We start from the raw sequence: 19444 nt of genomic DNA, 5'->3' as shown, positions 1-19444 counted from the left end.
CTGCCGCAGCCCCCTGCCAGAACAAGGCTGCCCCGGCGCCGCCCACCCCGTGCTCGTCACGCCGGCCCAACCGCGCCCGCGCTCCTGCCCGGAACCAGCCTTGGAAGACGCCGAATACACCCTGATGGACGCCGCCGAGGACGGGATGTGGTGGTACCGCGCCATCCATGCCCGCCTGCTCGGCGCGCTCCAGGCCCGGCCCGGGCTGGCTTGCCTGCCCGTGCTGGATGCCGGATGCGGCACGGGCGGCTTCCTGGCACGCCTGGCCGAAAGCTCGGGACGGCCGGCCTTCGGCCTGGACTACAACCCACGCGCCGCTGCCCGCGCCGCCGCCAAATCCGGTCGCCCCATCACGGGCGGGACGATCAATGCCCTGCCCTTCCCGGATGCGGCCTTCGGCGCCGCGGTGTCGGTGGACGTGATCTGCCATGCTGGGGTGGACCAGGAAGCCGCGCTCGCGGAGCTGCGCCGGGTGATCGCCCCGGGCGGCACCCTCATCCTGAATCTGCCGGCCTTCGCCTGGCTTTTCTCGGCGCATGACATACGGGTCCACAATGCCCGCCGCTACACCGCCGCCAACGCGGCCGCGCTACTGCGGGAGGCGGGCTTCTCCGACATTTCGGCGCGCTACTGGAACAGCCTCCTCCTTCCCCTGATGGTGCTGCAGCGCAAGGTGCTGGCCCGTGGACAGGACCATGCCAGCGACGTGGGGGACTTCTCCCCCTGGCTGAACCGCCTGCTGCACGGCGTGACGGAAATCGAGCGCCGCAGCCCCTTCCCCTTTCCGGCCGGCGGCTCCGTGCTGCTGACAGCGACCCGTTCCTAGAGGACCACGCCCCATGCGCCCCGAGATCACCCAGGCGCCCATCACCAGCAGCACGGCCGGCGAGACAGTCGGCCTTTCCATCGTCGTGCCGGTCTACCGGGGCGCTGCCACGGTCGGCACCCTCGTGGCCGCCCTCTCCGCCCTGAAGCCTGCGGGCGGGATCGAGATCGTCCTGGTGAATGACGGCTCGCCCGACAATTCCGGCGAGGTCTGCCGCCGGCTTGCCGCCGAGGCGACCGTTCCCCTCACCTATGTTGAGCATGCCCGCAACTTCGGCGAGCACAACGCGGTCATGTCCGGCCTTCGCGTGGCGCGCGGCAGCTATGTCATCACCATGGATGACGACCTGCAGAACCCGCCCGAGGAGGTGCTGAAGCTCTATGACCACGCCCGTCTCGGCGGCTTCGACGTGGTCTATACCCGCTACGCGGTGAAGGAGCATGAGGGCTGGCGCAACCTTGGCAGCCGCTTCGCGAATGGCGTGGCGGACCTGCTGATCGACAAGCCCAAGGGCCTCTACCTCTCCTCCTTCCGCTGCATGTCCGCCCTCGTGGTGCGCGAGATCACGCGCTATTCCGGCCCCTATCCCTATATCGACGGCCTGATCATGCAGGTCACCCAGCGCATCGATTCCATCGAGGTGCTGCATCTCAAGCGCGTGGAAGGCCGCAGCAACTACACGCTGCGCCGCCTGGTACGCCTCTGGCTCAACCTCGCCACCAACTTTTCGCTACTGCCGGTGCGTCTGGCGGTCTTCGCCGGCCTGGCGATGGGTGTGCTGGGCGTCTTCGCCGCCCTGTTCGTCATCGTGGAGGCGTTGACCGGCGAGACCCCCTCCGGCTGGGCCTCGACGATGACGGTTACGCTGCTGATTTCCGGCGTGCAGTTCCTCATCCTCGGCGTGCTCGGGGAATATGTCGGCCGCGCCTTCCTCTCGGCCAATGGCACGCCCCAAGGCGTGGTGCGGGAGGTGGTGCAGGCCCGCCCGGCCGGCCCGGCCCGCATCGAGGATGCGGCATGAACGCCTACTGGCTCACCCTCCTCGCCGCCATCTTCACCTCCATGGTCGGCCAGGTCCTGCTGAAGAGCGGCGCGACGGGCGAGGGCAATTTCATTGCCCAGCTCTTCCGCCCGCAGACCATCATCGGCCTCGGCCTCTATGGCGGGGCCGCGCTCCTCTACATCGTGGCCCTGCGCAAGATCCCGATGTCGGTCGCCCTTCCCTTCACCGCCGTTTCCTATGTTGTGGCCGTGCTGGTCGGGCACTTCTTCTTCGGCGAGGGGCTGGGCACGCAGAAGATCCTCGCGATCCTGCTTATCAGCGCCGGCGTCGTCGTCCTCGCCGGAGCATGAGGGCGGCGGCGCTCCTGCCATTGTTCCTGGCGGCCTGCGCCGCCCCACCCCGCTGCCCAGCGGGAACCGAGCCGGCGGTGATCGCTACCCTCGCCTTCGGCCGCAACCAGGGCGGCGCCCTCCGGGTGACCGATGCCGACTGGGCTGCCTTCCTGGCCGAGGAAGCGACACCGCGCTTTCCCTCCGGCCTCACCACCCATGACACCCAGGGACAATGGCGGGGCGCCGATGGCGTGATTGCCCGCGAGCCGGGGAAGCTCCTCTGGCTCGTCATCCCGAATGCCTCTCCCGAGGAGGCGGCGGCCCGCACGGCGCCTCTTGTTTCCGCTTACCGGACGCGCTTCGGGCAGGAAAGCGTGCTGTCCAGCTTCGCCCGGGGCTGCGTGTCCTTCTGACCCGCGGCACTCCCGCGGGCCGCCGATCGGCGTGATAGGCGCCGCGCTATGGATCATGCCGCAATGATGTGAGAGGGTTTGCACAACCCAGAGTGGAATAGCGGATGACTTTCTCAACCGATCTGCGCCGCATAGCCCTGGCGCTCGGCCTCCTGTTCCCGGCCATCGCCGCGCCCCGCCCGGCCGAGGCCATCCTGCTTCATTGCGGCGCCCTCGAACTCAGCACCGTCTACACTGTCGTGACGCCGGAAGGCGCCAACTCCACGGTCGAGTACCGCTCCGCCATGCTGAACCGCGCGCCTTCGCCGGTCGGCGTGCGCGTGCAGGCGGTGCGCGTGCCGGCGAGCCTCGCGGTGCTCCGCACGGGAGGCGTCTTCCTCCCGGCCGGCCGCCACGGGCAGATTTCCCTCATCACGATCCGACTGCCGAACCCGGCAGGCGCCGGCGCCCCCGCGGCAGCCGCCATGGTCGATTACCTCGACTTCGCCTGCAGGACGCGCTGACGCCCCGCACCGCCGCCTCTACGCCACGCGCCGCTCCGGCGTCACCAGGCGCCCCATCCCCCAGGCCAGCGCCATCGCCGCAAGCACCAGCCCGAGCCGCCCCGGACCGGGAACCGCGTGCACGAAGGCCGCGACCAGCCCCGCCGCGCCTAGCATCAGCCGCGGGACCGGGCCGGTCGGCGCGGTGAAATAGCCGGCATAGGAGGCTGTAATGGCCGCCAGCGCCCCGACCTGGATGGCAACCGCCAGGAGGATATCCGTCAGGCTGCCCCGCATCATGATCCCGGGATCATAGATGAAGGCGAAGCCCACGGTGAATCCCGCGATGCCGAAGCGCGTGGCATGCAGGCTTGTGATGGTGGGCTTGGCCCCGGCGATGGAGGCCGCGGCGAAGGCCGCCGCCGCCACGGGCGGCGACACATCGGCCAGCACCGCGAAATAGAAGATAAACAGATGCGCCGGCAGCATCTCCACCCCCATCGCCACCAGCTGCGGCACGCCGATGGCGGCGGCGATGATATAGGAGGGCGTGGTGGGCAGCCCCATGCCCAGCACCAGCACCGTCAGCGCCAGCAGGATGAGCAGCAGGGGCAGCGAGCCGCCGGCCAGATCCTTGATGATGCCGCCGAAGGCCACCACCATGCCCGTGGCCGTCAACGCCGACACAACGATGCCTGCCCCGGCGATGGCCACCGCCAGCGGCGCCATGGTCAGCCCGGCATTCAGCAGGCTGTTGAAGATGGCGCGCGGCGACATGCGCGTGCGGCGACGCAGCAAGGCGACGCCGACCATGGCAAGGGTGGCGCAGAAGGCCGCGTAATTTCCGGACCAGCGCTCCATCATCAGATAGGCGAGCACGCCCATGGGGATGATGAGATGCGCATCCGCCAGCACCTCGCGCCAGGTCGGGATGTCCGCCTCCGCCATGGGCGCGATGCCCATGCGCTTCGCCTCGAAATGCACGGCGGCCAGGATGGCGAAATAGTAGAGCACCGCCCCGAGGGCAGCGGCGACGACGATCTCGCCATAGGCGATGTTGGTGATCTCGGCCATCACGAAGGCCGCGGCCCCCATCACCGGGGGCATGATCGCGCCGCCCACGCTCGCCGCGCTCTCGATCCCGCCCGCGACCGCCGGCCGGTATCCGATGCGCTTCATCAGCGGGATCGTCATCGCCCCCGTGGTGATGACGTTCGAGACGGAGGAGCCGCTCATCGTCCCGAACAGGCCGGAGGTGATCACCGCCACCTTCGCAGGCCCGCCCGTGAAGCGCCCCGCCGCAGCCGCGCCCAGGTTGCTGAAGAACCGCCCCGTGCCGCTCCCCGCCATGAAGGCGCCGAAGATGATGAAGACCGCGATGGTGGTCGCCACGATCCCGGTCAGTGGTCCATAGACCCCGCCCGCCGTGGGCACGAGCCAGGAGGCCTCCAGGATCTCCGCCACCGAGAAGGGGCGCGTGTTGAGCACGCCCGGCAGGAGATGGCCGAACCCCATATAGGCGATGCTGATGACCACCATCCAGGCCAGCCCCGGTTCCACCGCGCGCCGGGTCGCCTCCAGCAAGGTGACGATCGCCAGGATGGCCATGGCGGACATCACCGGGGTGAAGTCGTCTACGTATTCCATACGGTCGGAGACCGCGCCGGCCTGGAACCACACCCAGAGATGCGGCGCCGCGGCCGCGGCGAACCAGGCCCAGTCCAGCAGGCTCGGCCGCTCCCTCGGGCTTTCCGGCCGCGCGGGCCAGAGCAGGAAGATCGGCGGCACGAAGGCCAGCAGGTGGAAGGCCCGCATGGCGATCGGCTCCGGAAAGCCGAAGCCACCGAAATACAGATGGGTGGCCGCCGCAAGCGCCAGCCACCCCGACAGGACCGGGCCCAGAGGCCCTTTCAACTCACGCAACGGAGTATGCTCAGCGCGGCATCACGCCGGCTTCGCGATAGGCCTTGGCCGCGCCCGCATGCAGTGGCGCGCCCTCGTACTTCCACGCCACGGCCGGGTCATAGGCAGCCATGGAGGCATGGATCTGCGTCAGCCGCGCGCCCTTCGCCGCGATCAGCGCCTTGGTGAGCTTGTAGGCCACATCCTCCGGCACGCTCTCATGCACCACGATCACGCTGTCCATCGTGGTCACGGGCAGGTCGCCGGTCTGCAGCGCCGGATAGGTGCCGGCCGGCAGGATGCCCTGGTTGTAGGCATAGGCCTCGATCAGGTGCTTGCGGACATCATCCGGGAAGGCGACCAGCCGCGCCGCGCGCCGCCCCTGGCCGATCTCGGTCAGGATCGCGGCCGGCTTGGCCAGGGCGCAATACATGTAGTCCACCTGCCCATCGGCGAAGGCGGCGGCGATATCGTTGTAGGAGCCATTGAGATAGGTGCCGCCCTCAGCCCGGATCTTGTCCGGCGAGGTGCCGATGAACTTCATGATGCGCTGCAGTGTCATCTCATCGGTCGAGGAGCGCTGCGGCGTGCCGATCCGCAGCCCGCGCTGCGTCAGGATCGCCCGCATGTCCTCCAGCGGCTTGTCCGCCGCCCGGAGGAAGTTGTGCTCGGTCGGGGAATAGCCCGTGCCGAGGGTGCGGATCTTGTCGTGCTTGGCGCGATAGGGCTCCTCGCCCCGCACGGCGGCCGCCGTGAAGGCGTCGATGCCCCAGCCCATCTGGGACTGGCCGTTGTTGATGCGCGTGGGGTTCGCCAGCCCGCCGCCCGGCACCACGCGGATCTGCAGGTCCGCCTCGTCCTTGGCCAGGGCCGCGATACCGGCGCCCATGGTGTACCAGCCACCACCGAGCGAGCCTGCCACGAACTCATAGGTCTGCTGGGCCGAGGCCGTGCGGATGAAGGGCATGGCCAGGGCACCGCCCAGCACGAGGCGGCGGGGAAGGATCGGGAGCATCTGGGCCTCCTGAGGGGCGGTTCACCGGACCGTCATGTTGAGCGTGCCGGCGCAGCGGGTGCAATGCCCGTGGCAAGCAACGCCCGTGCCGCCCCCCATCGCCCTCAGCAGGCCTGGGCCATGAAGACCCGGGATGGCGTGACGAATTCCTCCTGCGCGGCCACCGTCAGGATCTCCCGCGACTTCTCCTCCGCCGTGCGGCGCAGCAGCCCATAGATGGATGAGGTGGCTGCCGAGAGCGCCAGCCGCGAGTCATCCCAGCGAAGCCGGTGGAACAGGAACAGCGCCGCCATGGCATCCCCCGCCCCGTTCACCGAGATCGGCAGCTTCGGCGTGCGCACCCGCCAGAAGCGCCCCTCCTCTCCCGCCAGCAGGTCCACCGCATCCTCGGGCGTGTCCTCCACCTGCAGGCTCGTCACCAGCACCGTGCGCGGCCCCTTGGCCTGCAGCTCCGCCACCGCCGCCTTGGCATCCTCCAGCGACACCACCCGGCGCCCGGTCAGCCATTCCAGCTCGAACTGGTTCGGCGTCACGATCGAGGCCTGCGGCACCGCCCGGTCGCGCATGAATTCCGGTATCCCCGGCCGCACGAAGATCCCGCGCCCCACATCCCCGATCACCGGATCGCAGCACCAGATCGCCGCCGGGTTGGCCGCGCGCACCTTGTCCACCGCGCCCAGGATCGCCTCCCCGATCCCGGCATCGCCCATGTAGCCGGACAGCACGGCATCGCAGCGCGACAGCACGCCGCGCTCCTCGATCCCCTGCACGAGATCCCCGATCAGCTCCGCCCCGAAGACCTGCCCGCGCCAGGCGCCATAGCCCGTGTGGTTGGAGAACTGCACCGTGTTCAGCGCCCATACCTCCGCCCCCAGCCGCTGGAGCGGGAACACGGCGCTGGCATTGCCCACATGCCCGTAGGACACCCAGGACTGGATCGAGAGGATGTTCATCGCAGCACCCACCCCGCGACACACCGCGAATCGCGCCCACGCCCGCGGGGCGGCGTAGGGGACACCACCCCTAGACCCGGGCTAATGGTGCTGTCACGCCGGGTGATCCGGCGAAGCCCCGCATCCCCGTTTCCTGCCCCAGCTGGCACGCGGCCGGGACAGGTGGAGGGACCCCGGGGGAGCGGCGCTCCCCCGGGCCATTCGCTAGGCCGTCCGCCCCCCATCCACCGGCAACAGGATACCGGTGATGAAGGAGGAGGAGTCCTCGGCCAGCCATACGCAGGCATTGGCGATGTCGGCGGGGGTGGAAAGGCGCCCGATGGGAATAGTGGCCAGGAAGCGCTGCCGGTTCTCGGGCGTGTCCTCCACCCCCATGAAGGCGGAGGTAAGGCCCGTGACGCCCATCACCGGGCACACGGCGTTCACCCGCACATTGTCCTTCGCCCATTCCTGGGCGAGCGACTGGGTAAAGACGTTCACCGCGCCCTTGGTGCCGTTGTACCAGGTCAGCCCCGGCCGCGGCCGCAGCCCTGCGGTGGAGGAGATGGTGATGAAGCTTCCGCCCCCCCGCGCCTTGAGGGCCGGGTAGGCTGCCTTTGCCATCAGGAACACGGACTTCACGTTGATGGCGAAGACCTTGTCGAACTCCTCCTCCGAAACATCGAGGGAGGGCTGGTTGCGGTAGGTCCAGCCGGCATTGTTCACCACGATGTCCAGCCCGCCCAGGGCCGAGACGGTGCCGTCCACCATGGCCTTGATGTCGGCGGAGCTGGCCACGTCGCCGCCAAGCGCCACCCCGCCGATCTCCCCGGCGACGCGTTTCGCCCCTTCCAGGTTGAGGTCGGCCACGGCCACCTTCGCGCCCTGCTCCGCATAGGCCCGCGCGATCCCTTCCCCGAAGCCCGAGGCCGCTCCCGTGACGAGCGCGATCTTACCCTGAAGGCGCATGGTATCCTGTCCCTGGACGTTGCCGGGGCAGTCTGGGAACCGTCTCCCCACCGGTCAACGCCCGGCGGGGTTGCACCCGGGCGGGGTGGCGGGATAGGGGCGCAATCCGGCTGGAGGGCGGGCGGCGATGCTGCAGCGGCTGAAGGACTGGGCACGGGCCATCCGCCAGGACGTCCACGCCCTTTATCTCGCGGCACGTGATCCGCGGACCCCCTGGTATGCCAAGGCCTTCGCGCTGGCCATCGCCGCCTACGCGCTCAGCCCCATCGACCTGATCCCGGACTTCATCCCGGTGCTCGGCTATCTGGACGAGGTCATTCTCCTCCCTATCGCCATCAGCCTGGTCATCCGGATGATCCCGCCCGGGATCATGGCCGAACACCGCGCCGCCGCGCGGGCTGCCGCAGAGCGCCCGGTCAGCCGCCTGGGCGCCGCAGCGATCATCGCGCTCTGGCTCGCCGCGCTCGTCCTGCTGGTCTGGTGGCTCTGGCCCGACCCCGCCATGTGAACGGCCCGGCGGGGGCGCTGAATGGTTGCGCCGGGCACGCCCAGCCGCTAAACGCCGCGCTTCGCGCTTCCGGTCGGCATCGGCGGCGCCACAAGGTAATGGAACCCGCCCCATGAAGTCCGACATCCACCCCGACTACCACGAGATCACGGTCATCATGACCGATGGCAGCACCTACAAGACCCGTTCCTGCTATGGGCAGCCGGGGGACACGCTGCGTCTCGACATCGATCCGAAGTCCCACCCGGCCTGGACCGGCGTGCAGCGCATCGTGGATACGGGCGGGCAGATCGCGAAGTTCAACAAGAAGTTCGCCGGCATCGGCGCCCGCAAGGGCTGACCAGCACCCAGCGCAAGGCTGGGATGCTTTAGATGCATGTCAGGGAGGGCTCCGGCGCTTGAAGCGCCGGGGCCCTTTTCTTATCTCCCGGCCTGTCAGCGGTGCCCGAACGGGGCCGCCGACGCGAGGCGAACCGGGAGCACGGCCCAATCGGGGGTGCACCAGCCCGGAAGCCACGCATCGCTTTTCGAATGAACCTTGCTCTCGCAGGAGGTCTCTCGTGAACGCTCTCGACTTCTCCCCCCTGTTCCGCACGGCCATCGGCTTCGACCGCCTGGCCCGCCTGATGGACACCGCGCGCGCCGCGGCCGATGCCCCTTCCTACCCGCCCTACAACATCGAGCGCACGGCGGATGACGCCTACACGCTGACGATGGCGGTGGCCGGCTTCGGCCAGGACGACATCGAGATCACCGCCCAGGACAACGTGCTGCTCATTTCCGGCAAGGCCCCGCAGCCTTCCGATGACAGCCGCTTCCTGCATCGCGGGATCGCCGGCCGCGCCTTCGAGCGCCGCTTCGTCCTCGCGGATCACCTCCGCGTGGAAGGTGCCTCGCTCGAGAACGGCCTGCTCCATGTGGCCCTGCGCCGCGAGGTGCCCGAGGCCCTGAAGCCCCGCCGTATCGCGATCGGCAGCGGCCGTCCGCAGCAGCCCGCGCTTGAGGGCCGCGTTGAGGCAGCGAACACCCAGGAGGGCGAGGCCAAGGCTGCCTGAGCAGCCCGGCCTGAGTTCCGTCTCCTGGGGAATCGCAGGAACAAGGGGCCGGCGGAGCGATCCGCCGGCCCTTTTCTATGCGCCCGGCTTCCGGAAGAAGGCCTCGGCCGCCGCACGCTGCGCGCCCCGCGCCGCGATCGCCGCCTCCGCCCGCCCGATCTCGGTGCGGAGCGCCGCGATATAGTCCCGCAGCGCCTCCTCGGACCAGTCCGCCAGCGCCGCCGGCCTGAAGGCCGTGGCAGCCGGCCGCTTTTCCTCTTCCTCAAACATCATTGCCCTCTCCTTCCGGCTTTGACCGTCCCCCTCCCCCTCTCTATATCCCCTCGCAACAGCAAGGGGGCCCCTCGCCCCCTCACGAACGCCCCTCAAGGGTTTCCAGACATGCCCACGCCCCTGATGCCCAAGGCCACCGCCGTGTGGCTGATCGACAAGACCTCCCTCACCTTCGATCAGGTGGCGGATTTCGTCGGCATGCACCCGCTCGAAGTCCAGGCCATCGCCGATGGCGAGGTGGCGCAGGGCATCGTCGGCTATGATCCCGTCGCGAATTCCCAGCTCACCCGTGAGGAGATCGTCCGCTGCGAGGCCGATCCCAACGCCCGGCTGCGGATGATGGAGAGCCACCTTCCCCAGCCCAAGGTCCGCGGCAAGGGCGCCAAGTACACGCCCGTAGCCAAGCGGAACGACCGGCCGGACGGCATCGCCTGGCTGCTGCGCCACTACCCGCAGCTCACCGATGCCCAGGTGGCCAAGCTCCTGGGCACCACTAAGGAGACGATCGCCAAGGTGCGGGACCGCAGCCACTGGAACACGGCCAATATCAAGCCGCGGGATCCCGTCATCCTCGGCCTGTGCAGCCAGTCCGACCTGAACGCGCTGATCACCTCGATCGGCGCCGAGCCCGCCCCGACCTCGGTCGAGGACGACGCGGCCTGAGGGCGGCCCGGAAGCCTTCCGGAATCAGAAGGGCGGGTCCCAAGGGGCCCGCCCTTTTTCATGTCCGGGCAGGCGGCCCGGCGCCAGATAGCGCCGGGGCCGCCGCGGATGGGCCGCCTATTGCGGCCGGCGGCGCTGTGCCGCGAAGCGCTCCATTTCCTCTTTCAGGCGGAGCTTTTCCCGCTTCAGGCGCGCCAGTTCGAGGGTGTTCGGCATGGGCCGGGCGTCCTCTTCGAGAATGCGGCGGTCCAGGGCATTGTGACGATCCTTGAGCGACTGCAGCCGGTGCGGGTTCAGCATACGCTTATCCTCTTCCTGCTTCGTAAGGTCGTAATGCGCGGCGTCTGTCACCGCCGCGCAGGAGATGATATGGCAAGCCTGAGCCAGGGCGCGACAAATCTCACGCCCTTATCACCCTGACCTCAACCCGCCCTTCCGGCAGCCGGAAACGGGGCGACCCGACCCATCCGGGGGATCATGCTGGCCGAACGCGACAGCCTTCTGCGCCGCCTCCACGAGCTGCGAAGCGAGCACCGGGACCTCGACACCGTCATCTCGCGCCTGGAGGACAACCTTCACGACCAGCTTCAGCTCCAACGCCTGAAGAAGCGCAAGCTGAAGCTGAAGGACGAGATTGCCTGGCTGGAGAGCCACCTGGTGCCGGATATCATCGCATGAGCGACGCCATGAAAGGCCCCGCCCCCCTCGTTGGCATCATCATGGGTTCCCGCTCGGACTGGGAAACCATGCGTCATGCCGCCGAAATGCTGGAAGGGTTGGAGGTTCCGCATGAATGCCGGGTCGTCTCGGCCCACCGCACGCCGCACCGCATGGTGGATTACGCCGAGGCAGCCCTGGGGCGCGGGCTGAAGGTGATCATCGCCGGCGCCGGCGGCGCCGCCCATCTTCCAGGCATGACCGCCAGCCTCACCCGGCTTCCCGTCCTCGGCGTGCCGGTGGAGAGCCATGCCCTCAAGGGACAGGACTCCCTTCTTTCCATCGTCCAGATGCCGGCCGGCATCCCGGTCGGCACCCTCGCGATCGGCCGCGCCGGGGCGGTGAATGCCGCCCTGCTCGCCGCCTCCATCCTGGCCCTGTCCGACCCCGCCCTGGCTGGGCGGCTGGAGGCCCACCGGCGCGCGCAGACCGAAGGCGTGGCGGAGACCCCGGCGTGAGCGGCGCCTCCACCGGCCCGCTTCCCCCGGGCTCGACCATCGGCATCCTCGGCGGTGGCCAGCTCGGCCGCATGACGGCGCTGGCGGCAGCGCGCCTCGGCTATCGCTGCCATGTCTATTCCCCGACCGCGGACGAGCCCGGCACCCAGGTCGTCGCCGCCAGCACCATCGCCGCCTATGACGACGAGGAGGCCCTCGGCCGCTTCGCCCGCTCGGTGGATGTGGTGACCTTCGAGTTCGAGAACGTCCCGGCCGCCGCACTGGACCTCCTCGCCGCCCTGGTTCCCTGCCGCCCCGGCACCCGCGCCCTGTCCATCTGCCAGGACCGGCTGCTGGAGAAGGCCTTCCTGGAGAAGGCGGGCGTTCCGGTCGCCCCCTGGGCTGCCATCCACTCGGCCGCCGATCTTCCGGCCGCCCTGGCAAAGGTCGGCCTGCCTGCCGTGCTCAAGACCACCCGGCTCGGCTATGACGGCCGCGGTCAGGCGGTGGTCCGCAGTGCGGAGGAAGCGGAGGCGGCCCTGGCCCGCCTTTCCCCGCACCCGCTGATCGCCGAGGCCTTCGTTCCCTTCGCCGCCGAGATCTCGGCCGTGGCCGCGCGCGCCGTGGATGGCACCACCGCCACCTATGACGCGGTGGAGAACCGCCACGCCCACCACATCCTGGACCTTTCCTTCGCCCCCGCCCGGGTGGCGCCGGAAGCCGCGGACTCGGCCCGCCGCCATGCGGCGGCCGTGGCGGACGCGCTGGAACTGGTCGGCGTGCTCGCGGTCGAGTTCTTCCTGCTGCCGGATGGCACGCTCCTGGGCAATGAAATCGCGCCGCGCCCCCATAATTCCGGGCATTGGACGATGGATGCCTGCCAGGCCAGCCAGTTCGACCAGCATGCCCGCGCCGTGGCCGGCCTGCCACTCGCGCCCACGGAGCGTCATGCGGACGCGGTCATGCGGAACCTCGTGGGTCCAGAAGGCATGGCCCGCTGGCCAGGCCTGGCCGGCGCTCCCGCCACCTCGGTCCATCTCTATGGCAAGGCCGAGGCCCGGGCGGGCCGCAAGATGGGCCATGCGACGCGGCTGTTCCCGGCCGGCACCCTGCTTGCCAAGCCAGATTCGGACCTGCTCCTTGATCTGTGACCGAAATGCCAGGGTCCGCTGTGGCGCACACGCCACAGCGTTCCGAAACCCATTCGACACAGGGTGCTCTGCAATGGACCCGGCCCGCCACGGTGATAGATAAAAGCCACGCCGCGCCGGAATCGGGAGACTCCTGAAGCCCGCGCAGTGCGCCCCTGGTGGATCGGGAGTTCACATCATGAGCCTGAAGAAGGCCCTTCTGGCCGCGACGATCCTGTCGCTGCCGCTCGCCGCGCAGGCCCAGCCTGTTACCGGCCTCTACATCGCCGCCGGCGCCGGCGTGAACTGGCTGCAGAAGTCTGACATCGACCTGCCCGTTCCCGGCACGAACACCGTGATCCGTGGCGTTGGCAACGTCGAGTTCGAGCATGGCTACGCGGCGCTCGGCAGCATCGGCTACGGCTTCGGCAACGGCCTCCGCCTCGAGGTCGAGGGCAACTTCCGCGAGAACGACGTCTCCGACATCTCCGTGGGTGGCCGCCTCCTCGCCACCGGTGGCCGTGCGCGCTCCTACGGCGCCATGGGCAACGTGCTGTTCGACATCGCCATCCCGGGCCTGCCCGTGATGCCGTATATCGGCGGCGGCGTCGGCTATGTCTGGCACGAGTATGACAGCGTCCGCGGCTACCGTGGCGCGAGCCGCCTGACCATCGACGACACCGATGGCCAGTTCGCCTATCAGGGCATCGCCGGCGTGGCGTTCAACCTTGGCGTCCCGGGCCTGGCCCTGACCGCCGAGTACCGCTTCCTCGGCACCCTGCAGCCCGAGCTGAACGCGCGTGAGACGAACTTCGTCACGGGCGCGGCCATCGCGAACAACAAGGTCGAGGTGGACAACTACAACCACTCCGTCCTCGTCGGCATCCGCTACGCCTTCAACGCGCCGCGCCCGGCTCCGGTCGCCGTCGCCGCTCCGGCTCCCGCCGCTGCTGCCCCGGCCCCGGCCCGCACCTACCTGGTGTTCTTCGACTTCGACCGCGCTGACCTGACGGACCGCGCCCGCCAGATCATCGGCGAGGCCGCCCAGGCCGTGCAGAGCACCGGCACGACGCGCATCGAGGTGGCCGGCCATGCCGACCGTTCGGGCACGCCGCAGTACAACCAGCGTCTGTCCATGCGCCGCGCCGAGGCGGTTGCCGCCGAGCTGTCGCGCCGTGGCATCGCCCGCAATCAGATGTCGATCCAGGCCTTCGGCGAGAGCCGTCCGCTGGTCCCGACCGCCGATGGCGTGCGCGAGCCGCAGAACCGCCGCGTCGAGATCGTGCTGCGCTAATCCGCAGCACCTCTCGCGAGGGAAAAGAGGGGGCGGGGCCGAAAGGCTCCGCCCCTTTTCTTGTGCCGCGCAATACGCTTTGACCCGGGGCCCGCCTCCGCGTTTTCCTGGGCTGATTCCCCTCCCGGAGAACGGAGGATCAGGCCCTGCGTCCCGTGATCGTCCTTCCGGCTGTCCTGGCGCTCTGCGCCTGCGTCCGGCCGCCACCTGGTGAACCCGGCCTCGCCGGCTATCTGCATATCTTCCGGGCTGTGCAGGACGAGCGGCATGCCTGCGCGATGCTCGGCCCGGACTGCGCGGGCCCGCTGGAGCAGAGCCTCGCCCGATCGGAGGCCATGACACCCCCCGGCCTTCTCCTGGATCCCGGGGATGCGGCGATGGAGCGGCACCTCGCCCAATCGGCCATGCAGGCTGCCCATGCCGATTGCCGGGCCCGGGGGATAAAGCCGGGCTCGCCCCGCTGGGACAGCTGCCGCGTCGATCGCGGGATAGCGCGGCTGAACGAACTGGCCACCCTGCGCTGAGAGAGGGCGGATACCTGAAACGCAGAAGGGCGCCTCGCGGCGCCCTTCCGAAGACCTGGAACCCTGGGACGGGTTCAGCGGCCCTGGGTCGAAACCCGGCGCACCGCGGCGCGACGCTCCGTGCGAGCCGGGGTGGGGCTGCTGGCAGCCGGCGTGGTCGCGCTGCACTCGCTGCGCCCATGCGGGTTGGACAGGTTGTTCGCAACCGCGAGGCTGGCGAGCCCTTCCGACGTCTTCGGCGCCGCCATGGCGGCGGTGAAGAGGGAGGCGACGTTCTGGCAGAACTGCGAGCCCTGGCGGCCGCTGTCCATCTGCTGGACATTGGCGAGCTCGGTCACGAAGTTGTCCCGCATACGCACGCCCACCGCACCATTGGTGCGGCGATAATGGGTGGACATCCCCTCCCAGGCGGAGGCGAGCGGCGCCTGGAACTGCCGGACGAAGCTGTTGTACTGCTCGTCCTGCTTGCAGATCAGGGCAGCGACCATCAGCTGGCTCTGCAGGGAACGCACCTCGAACGCGGCCTTCTCGGCCGGGCGGAGGCAGCTCTGCGCAATGGCAGGGGTCGCAACAACGGCGGCCACGAGGCCGGCGGCAAAGAGGCGAATCGGCGACATCTGAACCGGGGTCTCCCGAGGCAATTGGGGCGGCAACTCCGCCGCGGCCGAACATCTATTCATTCCCGGCCCTGGATGCACGCGGCATTTTCAGGGCAGGAGCCGAATGACGTCAGCAACTTACAAGGCGTGGCGGAAATGCCATGGCAACAGGGCACCGGCTGTCCACGCACCGCGCCACGAAACGCCCGGGGACAGGCTCAGCCCTGCTTCGTGGCGCGCCGGCGCTGCATCCGCGCCAACCCCTCCAGCCGCCTGTCAAGAAATTCCAGCGCCGCTGGAACACCGCCGGGCTCCCTCAGCCAATAGGCCATGGTGGCGGCGTAGATGGCCGCGAGGCTGGCGCGCCGCGTGTACCAGGAGATATCGGCGGAACTGTCCCCGGCCGCCGCCCAGATGGCATCCGCCGTGCGCCCCAGGCTCCGCGCGGCCACACCGGCATTCCAGGGCAGGGCCAGCAGCGCCGTAGCCCGGCGCAGCGCCTCCCGCTGCGGCTCCGCGGCACGCAGCCGGATCTCGATCAGCCGCCGGATCCGGGCGGGGATGCGGAGGGCGAGGAGATCCTCGCGCGCCGCCATGTCCTCCATCTCCCGGTCCCTCAAGTCGATCCAGGCCTCCACCACGCCCACCGGCCCACGGGGGAACAGCCAGCGATGGGCCGCCGGTTCCTGCCCGGCATCGCGAAGCCCCGCTTCCAGCGCCGCCGTGGTCCAGCCCAGGCGGGGCACATGCGGCAGGGTGGCGCGGATGGCCGCATCCCGCTCGGGACTCCGCTCGATCACCGCTTCGCCTCCTTCTCGCCACCGGTCGTGCCAGGGCCATTCACCGGCTGGTTGCGGGCCAGCTCCTCGACGAAGCCGATCCGCGAAAGATCCGTCATCCGCATGGGATAGAGCAGCCCGTCCAGATGGTCGAACTCGTGCTGCATCACCCGCGCGGCCATCCCCTCGGCCTCGCCCGAAACCGGCCTCCCCTCGGCATCCAGCCCCTTCCACGCAACCCGACGGGCGCGCTCGACCTCGCCGCGCAGGCCGGGAATGGAAAGACAACCCTCCCACGCCGCCTCGGCCTCCTCGTCCAGGGGAAGGATTTCCGGGTTGAACAGGGCAAGGACCCGCGGGCCGTCCCGCATCACGAAGACCCGCAGCGGCACATGCACCTGGGGTGCGGCCAGCCCGAGCCCGTTCGCATCGATCATCGTCTCCGCCATGTCCGCCGCCAGGCGGCGCATCTCGGGCGTGGTCGGGTCCGCGACGGGATCGGCACGGCGCAGTAGCACCGGGTGCCCCATGCGGGCGATCTTCAGAATGGCCATTCGCGATCCAGACAGGGGCTCGGGGCAACCGTACCCCGCCTCGCATGTTGGGGCATGGGCCGGATTCGTCACCAGGGCGGCAGGGAAAGGCGTTTCCCGCTTCCACCCGCCCCCCTGCCTGTGTTAGACGGCCGAGCCTTCGCTGGATGGATTCGTCCATCCGGCCGTTAACCCATCCGTCATCACCACCCTTGGCAAGGAGGACGTTGCCGCGTGCAAGTCGTCGTTCGGGACAACAACATTGACCAGGCGCTGAAGGCGCTCAAGAAGAAGCTGCAGCGCGAAGGCGTCTTCCGCGAGATGAAGCTCCGCCGCCACTTCGAGAAGCCCTCCGAGCGCCGCGCCCGTGAGGCTGCCGAGGCTGTTCGCCGCGCCCGCAAGGTCGAGCGCAAGCGCCTGGAGCGCGAGGGCTTCTGAGCCCCTGCCTTTCCCGGACCGGGGAAGGCGCATCAGAGACGTTTGAGGCCGCGGCGCGGGGACATCCCCGCGAACCGCGGCTTTGGCGTTCGGGGCTTCGGCGTTCAGGCCTGTTTTCGGAGATTCCAGAAGGTCGCGAAATTCGGGATCACGTCGCGCAGCGTGTTCCGGTGGGCGGTCGCCTGGAAATACTGGCCCAGCGGCGAGAAAGGCACGGTCTCGAAGGCCCGCCGCTGCATCCGGCCCGCCACGGTCTTCTGCACCTGCAGGTCCGGCGCATCGAACCATTCTCCCCGTAGCGTCTCGATCTCAGGATCATCGGGCCAGCCGAACCAGCCTGCCTGCCCATTGGCGCGAAGCTGGGTATTGGCCGCGGGCGTGGCATTGTCCGCCCCGGCGCTGAAGGTCACGAAGCCGCTCCAGCCCCCCTGCCCCGGCGCCGCCTTGCTGCCGCGCCGGGTCAGCACCGTGCCCCAGTCTACAGCCTGATAGTCCACGGACATGCCGATCTTGCGCAGCGTGTCCGCCACCACCTCGCTCATCGCGCTCACATGGGGCAGGTCCGTCGGCACCAGGAACACCACCGGCTCGCCCTTGTAGCCCGCTGACGCGAGTTCCTGCCTTGATCGCCCCAGGTCCCGCGGGCCGCTCAGAACATCGAGGGCAATGTCGTTGGCAAGGGGGCTTCCGGGCGTGAACACCCCCGCCGGTACCCGCCACATCGCAGGGTCGCTGCCGGCGCAGGCGATCATCAGGTCCTGCTGGTTCAGCGCCCCCAGCACCGCCCGCCGCACCAGCGGATTGTCGAAGGGCGGGTGCAGGTGGTTCATCCGGAAGCTGGCGCAGTAGCCCGCCCGGTCCAGCACGGCGACGGTGACGTTCCGGTTCCGCCGCAGCAGTGGCAGCAGGTCCGGCGTGGCGAAATCCCACCAATCCACCTCCCCTGCCATCAGCGCATTGGCGGCGGTGGCCGGATCGGGCGTGGTGAGCCATTCCACCCGGTCCAGATGAACGATCTTCGGCCCTGCTGTCCCGCTGGGTGTGCCGCCGGGGGCGGGCACGTAGCGCTCGTTGCGCGCATAGGCCGCGCGGGCGCCCGAGATTCGCTCATCCGCAAGGAAGCGGAACGGCCCGGAGCCCACCATCTCCGTCACCTGCGTGGTGGCGGGCGTGCGGGCCAGCCGCTCCGGCATCATGGCCGGCATGTAGACGCCGAACTTGCCCAGGGCGTTCGGCAGCATGGGGAATGGCTTCTTCAGCCGGAAGAGGATCCGCCGGTCATCCGGGGCGGAAAGCTCCTCCGTCGCTGCCATCAGCGTCGCGCCGAAGCCATCCCGGCTGGCCCAGCGGCGGATGGAGGCGACACAGTCCCGCGCCAGCACGGGCTCTCCATCATGCCAGCGGAGCCCTTCCCGAAGGGTAAGCGTCCAGCGCCGGCCATCCTCCTCCACCACATGGCCTTCCACCATCTGCGGGCGCGGCGCGTAGTCCGCATCTGTCCCGTAGAGCGTGTCGAACACCATGAAGCCGTGGTTGCGGGTCACATAGGCGGTGTTCCAGTGCGGATCGAGCGTGGAGAGATCCGCCTGCGGGATGAACTTCAGCACCCGCTGCCCCTGGGCCGCCCCGATCCGCGGCGCCGCCAGCCCTGCCATGGCCAGCCCCGCGCCCGAGAGAACCTGCCGTCTCCGCATCGCACCCTGCCCCGCTGATTCGCACCATGGCAGCACGCCCCGCGGCGGGCGTCACGCATATGACAAGGCGCAACGGCCCGAAGCCTGCCAGCCGCCCGCGCGTTCCCCCCAGCGATGCCCCAACTCACCCATGAACTGATCGCGCGGGCCGTGCGCCCGCCTCCGCCCGGCCCGTCCGCGCCCCCGCCGGACGAGGCGCGGCTGCGCGCCGAGATGAAGGTCTTCCTCCATGGCCGGGACCCGGAACTCGGGATCTGGGTCTTCGCCTATGGGGCGCTGATGTGGAGCCACGCCGAGGCCGCGCCGGACATCGTCACCCCGGCCCGCCTCCCCGGCTTTGCCCGCCACTATGCGTTGCAGGACGTGCATGACCGCGGCACCCCCGCCGCGCCGGGGCTTACACTGGGGCTGGGAGAAGCCCCGGCCCTGTCCTGCTCGGGCCTCCTCCTCCATCTGCCCGGTCCGGATGTGGAGGCCCGCCTCTGGCCTGTATGGAAGCAGGAGATGGGGCCGGGCTTCTACCGGCCAAGCTGGCAGGACGTGGTGATGCAGCCCAGGCGCGAATCCGCCGGGACCACCATCCGCGCGCTCTGCTTCATCACCCGTCCGGACTGCCCCGCCTATCGTGGCGAACTCCCGGTGCGGGACATCGCGGAATGCCTTGCCGCCAGCAGCGGCAGCAACGGCTCGGCGGCCGCCTATCTCCTCGATGCGGCGGAGACGCTGCGGCAGAACGGCATGCGGGACCCGATGCTGGAGAGCATGGAGGCCGAGGTGGCCAGGCGGCTCGCCGGCATCCCACACCCCGTGAGCCCTGCCTCCACCCGGGCCAGGGCGACGCCCGCCACCCCGGATCCCGCTTCGCGCTTCTGAACCGGCGCGGCGGCGCCCGAGGCGGGCCTGGGAGGGGCAAGCCCTCCCAGGCC

General features: G+C 69.6%; 25 protein-coding genes and 1 pseudogene. 16 read left to right on the top strand and 10 right to left on the bottom strand.

The window, feature by feature from the left end; all coding sequences use genetic code 11:
• Positions 1-100: 100 nt before the first annotated feature.
• The 5 genes from J8J14_RS03120 (at position 101) to J8J14_RS03100 (ending at position 3077) form a co-directional block, all read left to right on the top strand.
• Positions 101-826: a class I SAM-dependent methyltransferase gene (locus tag J8J14_RS03120; RefSeq protein WP_209377974.1), complete on the top strand. Its 726-nt coding sequence runs from the start codon at positions 101-103 to the stop codon at positions 824-826.
• Between the two features lie 13 nt (positions 827-839).
• Positions 840-1847, top strand: coding sequence for a glycosyltransferase family 2 protein (locus J8J14_RS03115; RefSeq protein WP_209377973.1), 1008 nt, complete (start codon positions 840-842; stop codon positions 1845-1847).
• Positions 1844-2179: a DMT family transporter gene (locus tag J8J14_RS03110; protein ID WP_209377972.1), complete on the top strand. Its 336-nt coding sequence runs from the start codon at positions 1844-1846 to the stop codon at positions 2177-2179. The genes J8J14_RS03115 and J8J14_RS03110 overlap by 4 nt, the downstream gene beginning before the upstream one ends.
• 77 nt (positions 2180-2256) lie before the next feature.
• Positions 2257-2574 carry a DUF3574 domain-containing protein gene (locus J8J14_RS03105; protein WP_209377971.1) on the top strand — a complete coding sequence of 106 codons (318 nt, stop codon included), beginning with the start codon at positions 2257-2259 and terminating at the stop codon, positions 2572-2574.
• A gap of 104 nt (positions 2575-2678) precedes the next feature.
• Positions 2679-3077, top strand: a complete 399-nt coding sequence (locus tag J8J14_RS03100; RefSeq protein ID WP_209377970.1) for a hypothetical protein — start codon at positions 2679-2681, stop codon at positions 3075-3077.
• A gap of 18 nt (positions 3078-3095) precedes the next feature.
• Here J8J14_RS03100 and J8J14_RS03095 read toward each other — a convergent pair whose 3' ends face one another.
• The 4 genes from J8J14_RS03095 to J8J14_RS03080 form a co-directional block, all read right to left on the bottom strand.
• Complete coding sequence (locus J8J14_RS03095) at positions 3096-4970, bottom strand: TRAP transporter permease (RefSeq protein WP_209377969.1); 1875 nt, start codon at positions 4968-4970, stop codon at positions 3096-3098.
• Between the two features lie 19 nt (positions 4971-4989).
• Complete coding sequence (locus J8J14_RS03090) at positions 4990-5973, bottom strand: TAXI family TRAP transporter solute-binding subunit (protein WP_209377968.1); 984 nt, start codon at positions 5971-5973, stop codon at positions 4990-4992.
• Positions 5974-6077: 104 nt separating this feature from the next.
• Positions 6078-6926, bottom strand: coding sequence for a pyridoxal kinase PdxY (gene pdxY, locus J8J14_RS03085; protein WP_209377967.1), 849 nt, complete (start codon positions 6924-6926; stop codon positions 6078-6080).
• Between the two features lie 204 nt (positions 6927-7130).
• Positions 7131-7874 (bottom strand): glucose 1-dehydrogenase, encoded by a 744-nt coding sequence (locus tag J8J14_RS03080; RefSeq protein ID WP_209377966.1) that lies wholly within the window; start codon positions 7872-7874, stop codon positions 7131-7133.
• A 136-nt stretch (positions 7875-8010) separates the two neighbouring features.
• Between J8J14_RS03080 and J8J14_RS03075 the strand changes: the two are divergent.
• From J8J14_RS03075 to J8J14_RS03065, 3 genes and pseudogenes are all read left to right on the top strand, one after another.
• Positions 8011-8328 (top strand): annotated as a pseudogene (locus J8J14_RS03075) (YkvA family protein); the annotation flags it as partial.
• 166 nt (positions 8329-8494) lie between these two features.
• Positions 8495-8722 carry a 50S ribosomal protein L31 gene (gene rpmE / locus J8J14_RS03070; RefSeq protein WP_209377964.1) on the top strand — a complete coding sequence of 76 codons (228 nt, stop codon included), beginning with the start codon at positions 8495-8497 and terminating at the stop codon, positions 8720-8722.
• Positions 8723-8942: 220 nt separating this feature from the next.
• A complete protein-coding gene (locus tag J8J14_RS03065; RefSeq protein ID WP_209377963.1) occupies positions 8943-9437 on the top strand; it encodes an Hsp20 family protein in 495 nt (164 codons plus the stop codon).
• 75 nt (positions 9438-9512) lie between these two features.
• Here J8J14_RS03065 and J8J14_RS03060 read toward each other — a convergent pair whose 3' ends face one another.
• Positions 9513-9710: a DUF1192 family protein gene (locus J8J14_RS03060; RefSeq protein ID WP_209377962.1), complete on the bottom strand. Its 198-nt coding sequence runs from the start codon at positions 9708-9710 to the stop codon at positions 9513-9515.
• A 108-nt stretch (positions 9711-9818) separates the two neighbouring features.
• On the opposite strand from J8J14_RS03060, the gene J8J14_RS03055 reads away from it, so the two are divergent.
• The gene (locus J8J14_RS03055) at positions 9819-10373 is read left to right on the top strand and encodes a DUF1013 domain-containing protein (protein ID WP_209377961.1); all 555 of its coding nucleotides are present in this window, start codon (positions 9819-9821) and stop codon (positions 10371-10373) included.
• Between the two features lie 117 nt (positions 10374-10490).
• On the opposite strand, the gene J8J14_RS03050 is transcribed toward J8J14_RS03055, so the two are convergent.
• On the bottom strand, positions 10491-10724 hold the full coding sequence (locus J8J14_RS03050; protein WP_408895398.1) for a YdcH family protein: 234 nt from the start codon (positions 10722-10724) through the stop codon (positions 10491-10493).
• 126 nt (positions 10725-10850) lie between these two features.
• Between J8J14_RS03050 and J8J14_RS03045 the strand changes: the two genes are divergently transcribed.
• The 5 genes from J8J14_RS03045 (at position 10851) to J8J14_RS03025 (ending at position 14475) form a co-directional block, all read left to right on the top strand.
• Positions 10851-11051, top strand: a complete 201-nt coding sequence (locus J8J14_RS03045) for a YdcH family protein (RefSeq protein WP_209377960.1) — start codon at positions 10851-10853, stop codon at positions 11049-11051.
• Positions 11048-11548: a 5-(carboxyamino)imidazole ribonucleotide mutase gene (gene purE / locus J8J14_RS03040; RefSeq protein WP_209377959.1), complete on the top strand. Its 501-nt coding sequence runs from the start codon at positions 11048-11050 to the stop codon at positions 11546-11548. The genes J8J14_RS03045 and purE overlap by 4 nt, the downstream gene beginning before the upstream one ends.
• On the top strand, positions 11545-12678 hold the full coding sequence (locus J8J14_RS03035; RefSeq protein ID WP_209377958.1) for a 5-(carboxyamino)imidazole ribonucleotide synthase: 1134 nt from the start codon (positions 11545-11547) through the stop codon (positions 12676-12678). Before purE ends, J8J14_RS03035 begins: the two co-directional genes overlap by 4 nt.
• A gap of 178 nt (positions 12679-12856) precedes the next feature.
• Positions 12857-13951 (top strand): OmpA family protein, encoded by a 1095-nt coding sequence (locus tag J8J14_RS03030; protein ID WP_209377957.1) that lies wholly within the window; start codon positions 12857-12859, stop codon positions 13949-13951.
• 155 nt (positions 13952-14106) lie between these two features.
• The gene (locus J8J14_RS03025; protein ID WP_209377956.1) at positions 14107-14475 is read left to right on the top strand and encodes a hypothetical protein; all 369 of its coding nucleotides are present in this window, start codon (positions 14107-14109) and stop codon (positions 14473-14475) included.
• Positions 14476-14549: 74 nt separating this feature from the next.
• Here the strand turns inward: J8J14_RS03025 and J8J14_RS03020 are convergent, their stop codons facing one another.
• From J8J14_RS03020 to def, 3 genes are all read right to left on the bottom strand, one after another.
• Positions 14550-15092, bottom strand: coding sequence for a hypothetical protein (locus J8J14_RS03020; RefSeq protein WP_209377955.1), 543 nt, complete (start codon positions 15090-15092; stop codon positions 14550-14552).
• Positions 15093-15292: 200 nt separating this feature from the next.
• Positions 15293-15874, bottom strand: coding sequence for a COQ9 family protein (locus tag J8J14_RS03015; protein ID WP_209377954.1), 582 nt, complete (start codon positions 15872-15874; stop codon positions 15293-15295).
• Complete coding sequence (def, locus tag J8J14_RS03010) at positions 15871-16407, bottom strand: peptide deformylase (RefSeq protein ID WP_209377953.1); 537 nt, start codon at positions 16405-16407, stop codon at positions 15871-15873. Before def ends, J8J14_RS03015 begins: the two co-directional genes overlap by 4 nt.
• Positions 16408-16620: 213 nt before the next feature.
• Here def and rpsU point away from each other — a divergent pair, with 213 nt between their 5' ends.
• Positions 16621-16824, top strand: coding sequence for a 30S ribosomal protein S21 (rpsU, locus tag J8J14_RS03005; protein WP_043829268.1), 204 nt, complete (start codon positions 16621-16623; stop codon positions 16822-16824).
• A gap of 104 nt (positions 16825-16928) precedes the next feature.
• Here the strand turns inward: rpsU and J8J14_RS03000 are convergent, their stop codons facing one another.
• Entirely contained in the window at positions 16929-18518 is a 1590-nt protein-coding gene (locus tag J8J14_RS03000) for an ABC transporter substrate-binding protein (protein WP_209377952.1), read from the bottom strand.
• A 114-nt stretch (positions 18519-18632) separates the two neighbouring features.
• Here J8J14_RS03000 and J8J14_RS02995 point away from each other — a divergent pair, with 114 nt between their 5' ends.
• Positions 18633-19391, top strand: a complete 759-nt coding sequence (locus J8J14_RS02995) for a gamma-glutamylcyclotransferase (RefSeq protein WP_209377951.1) — start codon at positions 18633-18635, stop codon at positions 19389-19391.
• Positions 19392-19444 lie beyond the last annotated feature (53 nt).

Origin of the sequence: Pararoseomonas baculiformis (assembly GCF_017813395.1) — a bacterium.
Lineage (GTDB): Bacteria > Pseudomonadota > Alphaproteobacteria > Acetobacterales > Acetobacteraceae > Roseomonas > Roseomonas baculiformis.
Note: the sequence above shows the minus strand (reverse complement) of the source record. Positions and strands in the feature narration are given on the sequence as shown.

Excerpts from the sequence above, each read along its gene's own strand:
- J8J14_RS03000 (WP_209377952.1), bottom strand. The coding sequence starts at position 18,518 with ATGCGGAGACGGCAGGTTCTCTCGGGCGCGGGGCTGGCCATGGCAGGG.
- J8J14_RS03115 (WP_209377973.1), top strand. The coding sequence starts at position 840 with ATGCGCCCCGAGATCACCCAGGCGCCCATCACCAGCAGCACGGCCGGC.
- def (WP_209377953.1), bottom strand. The coding sequence starts at position 16,407 with ATGGCCATTCTGAAGATCGCCCGCATGGGGCACCCGGTGCTACTGCGC.
- J8J14_RS02995 (WP_209377951.1), top strand. The coding sequence starts at position 18,633 with ATGCCCCAACTCACCCATGAACTGATCGCGCGGGCCGTGCGCCCGCCT.
- J8J14_RS03080 (WP_209377966.1), bottom strand. The coding sequence starts at position 7,874 with ATGCGCCTTCAGGGTAAGATCGCGCTCGTCACGGGAGCGGCCTCGGGC.
- J8J14_RS03060 (WP_209377962.1), bottom strand. The coding sequence starts at position 9,710 with ATGATGTTTGAGGAAGAGGAAAAGCGGCCGGCTGCCACGGCCTTCAGG.
- rpmE (WP_209377964.1), top strand. The coding sequence starts at position 8,495 with ATGAAGTCCGACATCCACCCCGACTACCACGAGATCACGGTCATCATG.
- J8J14_RS03055 (WP_209377961.1), top strand. The coding sequence starts at position 9,819 with ATGCCCACGCCCCTGATGCCCAAGGCCACCGCCGTGTGGCTGATCGAC.
- J8J14_RS03090 (WP_209377968.1), bottom strand. The coding sequence starts at position 5,973 with ATGCTCCCGATCCTTCCCCGCCGCCTCGTGCTGGGCGGTGCCCTGGCC.
- J8J14_RS03100 (WP_209377970.1), top strand. The coding sequence starts at position 2,679 with ATGACTTTCTCAACCGATCTGCGCCGCATAGCCCTGGCGCTCGGCCTC.
- J8J14_RS03020 (WP_209377955.1), bottom strand. The coding sequence starts at position 15,092 with ATGTCGCCGATTCGCCTCTTTGCCGCCGGCCTCGTGGCCGCCGTTGTT.
- purE (WP_209377959.1), top strand. The coding sequence starts at position 11,048 with ATGAGCGACGCCATGAAAGGCCCCGCCCCCCTCGTTGGCATCATCATG.
- pdxY (WP_209377967.1), bottom strand. The coding sequence starts at position 6,926 with ATGAACATCCTCTCGATCCAGTCCTGGGTGTCCTACGGGCATGTGGGC.
- J8J14_RS03030 (WP_209377957.1), top strand. The coding sequence starts at position 12,857 with ATGAGCCTGAAGAAGGCCCTTCTGGCCGCGACGATCCTGTCGCTGCCG.
- J8J14_RS03045 (WP_209377960.1), top strand. The coding sequence starts at position 10,851 with ATGCTGGCCGAACGCGACAGCCTTCTGCGCCGCCTCCACGAGCTGCGA.
- J8J14_RS03110 (WP_209377972.1), top strand. The coding sequence starts at position 1,844 with ATGAACGCCTACTGGCTCACCCTCCTCGCCGCCATCTTCACCTCCATG.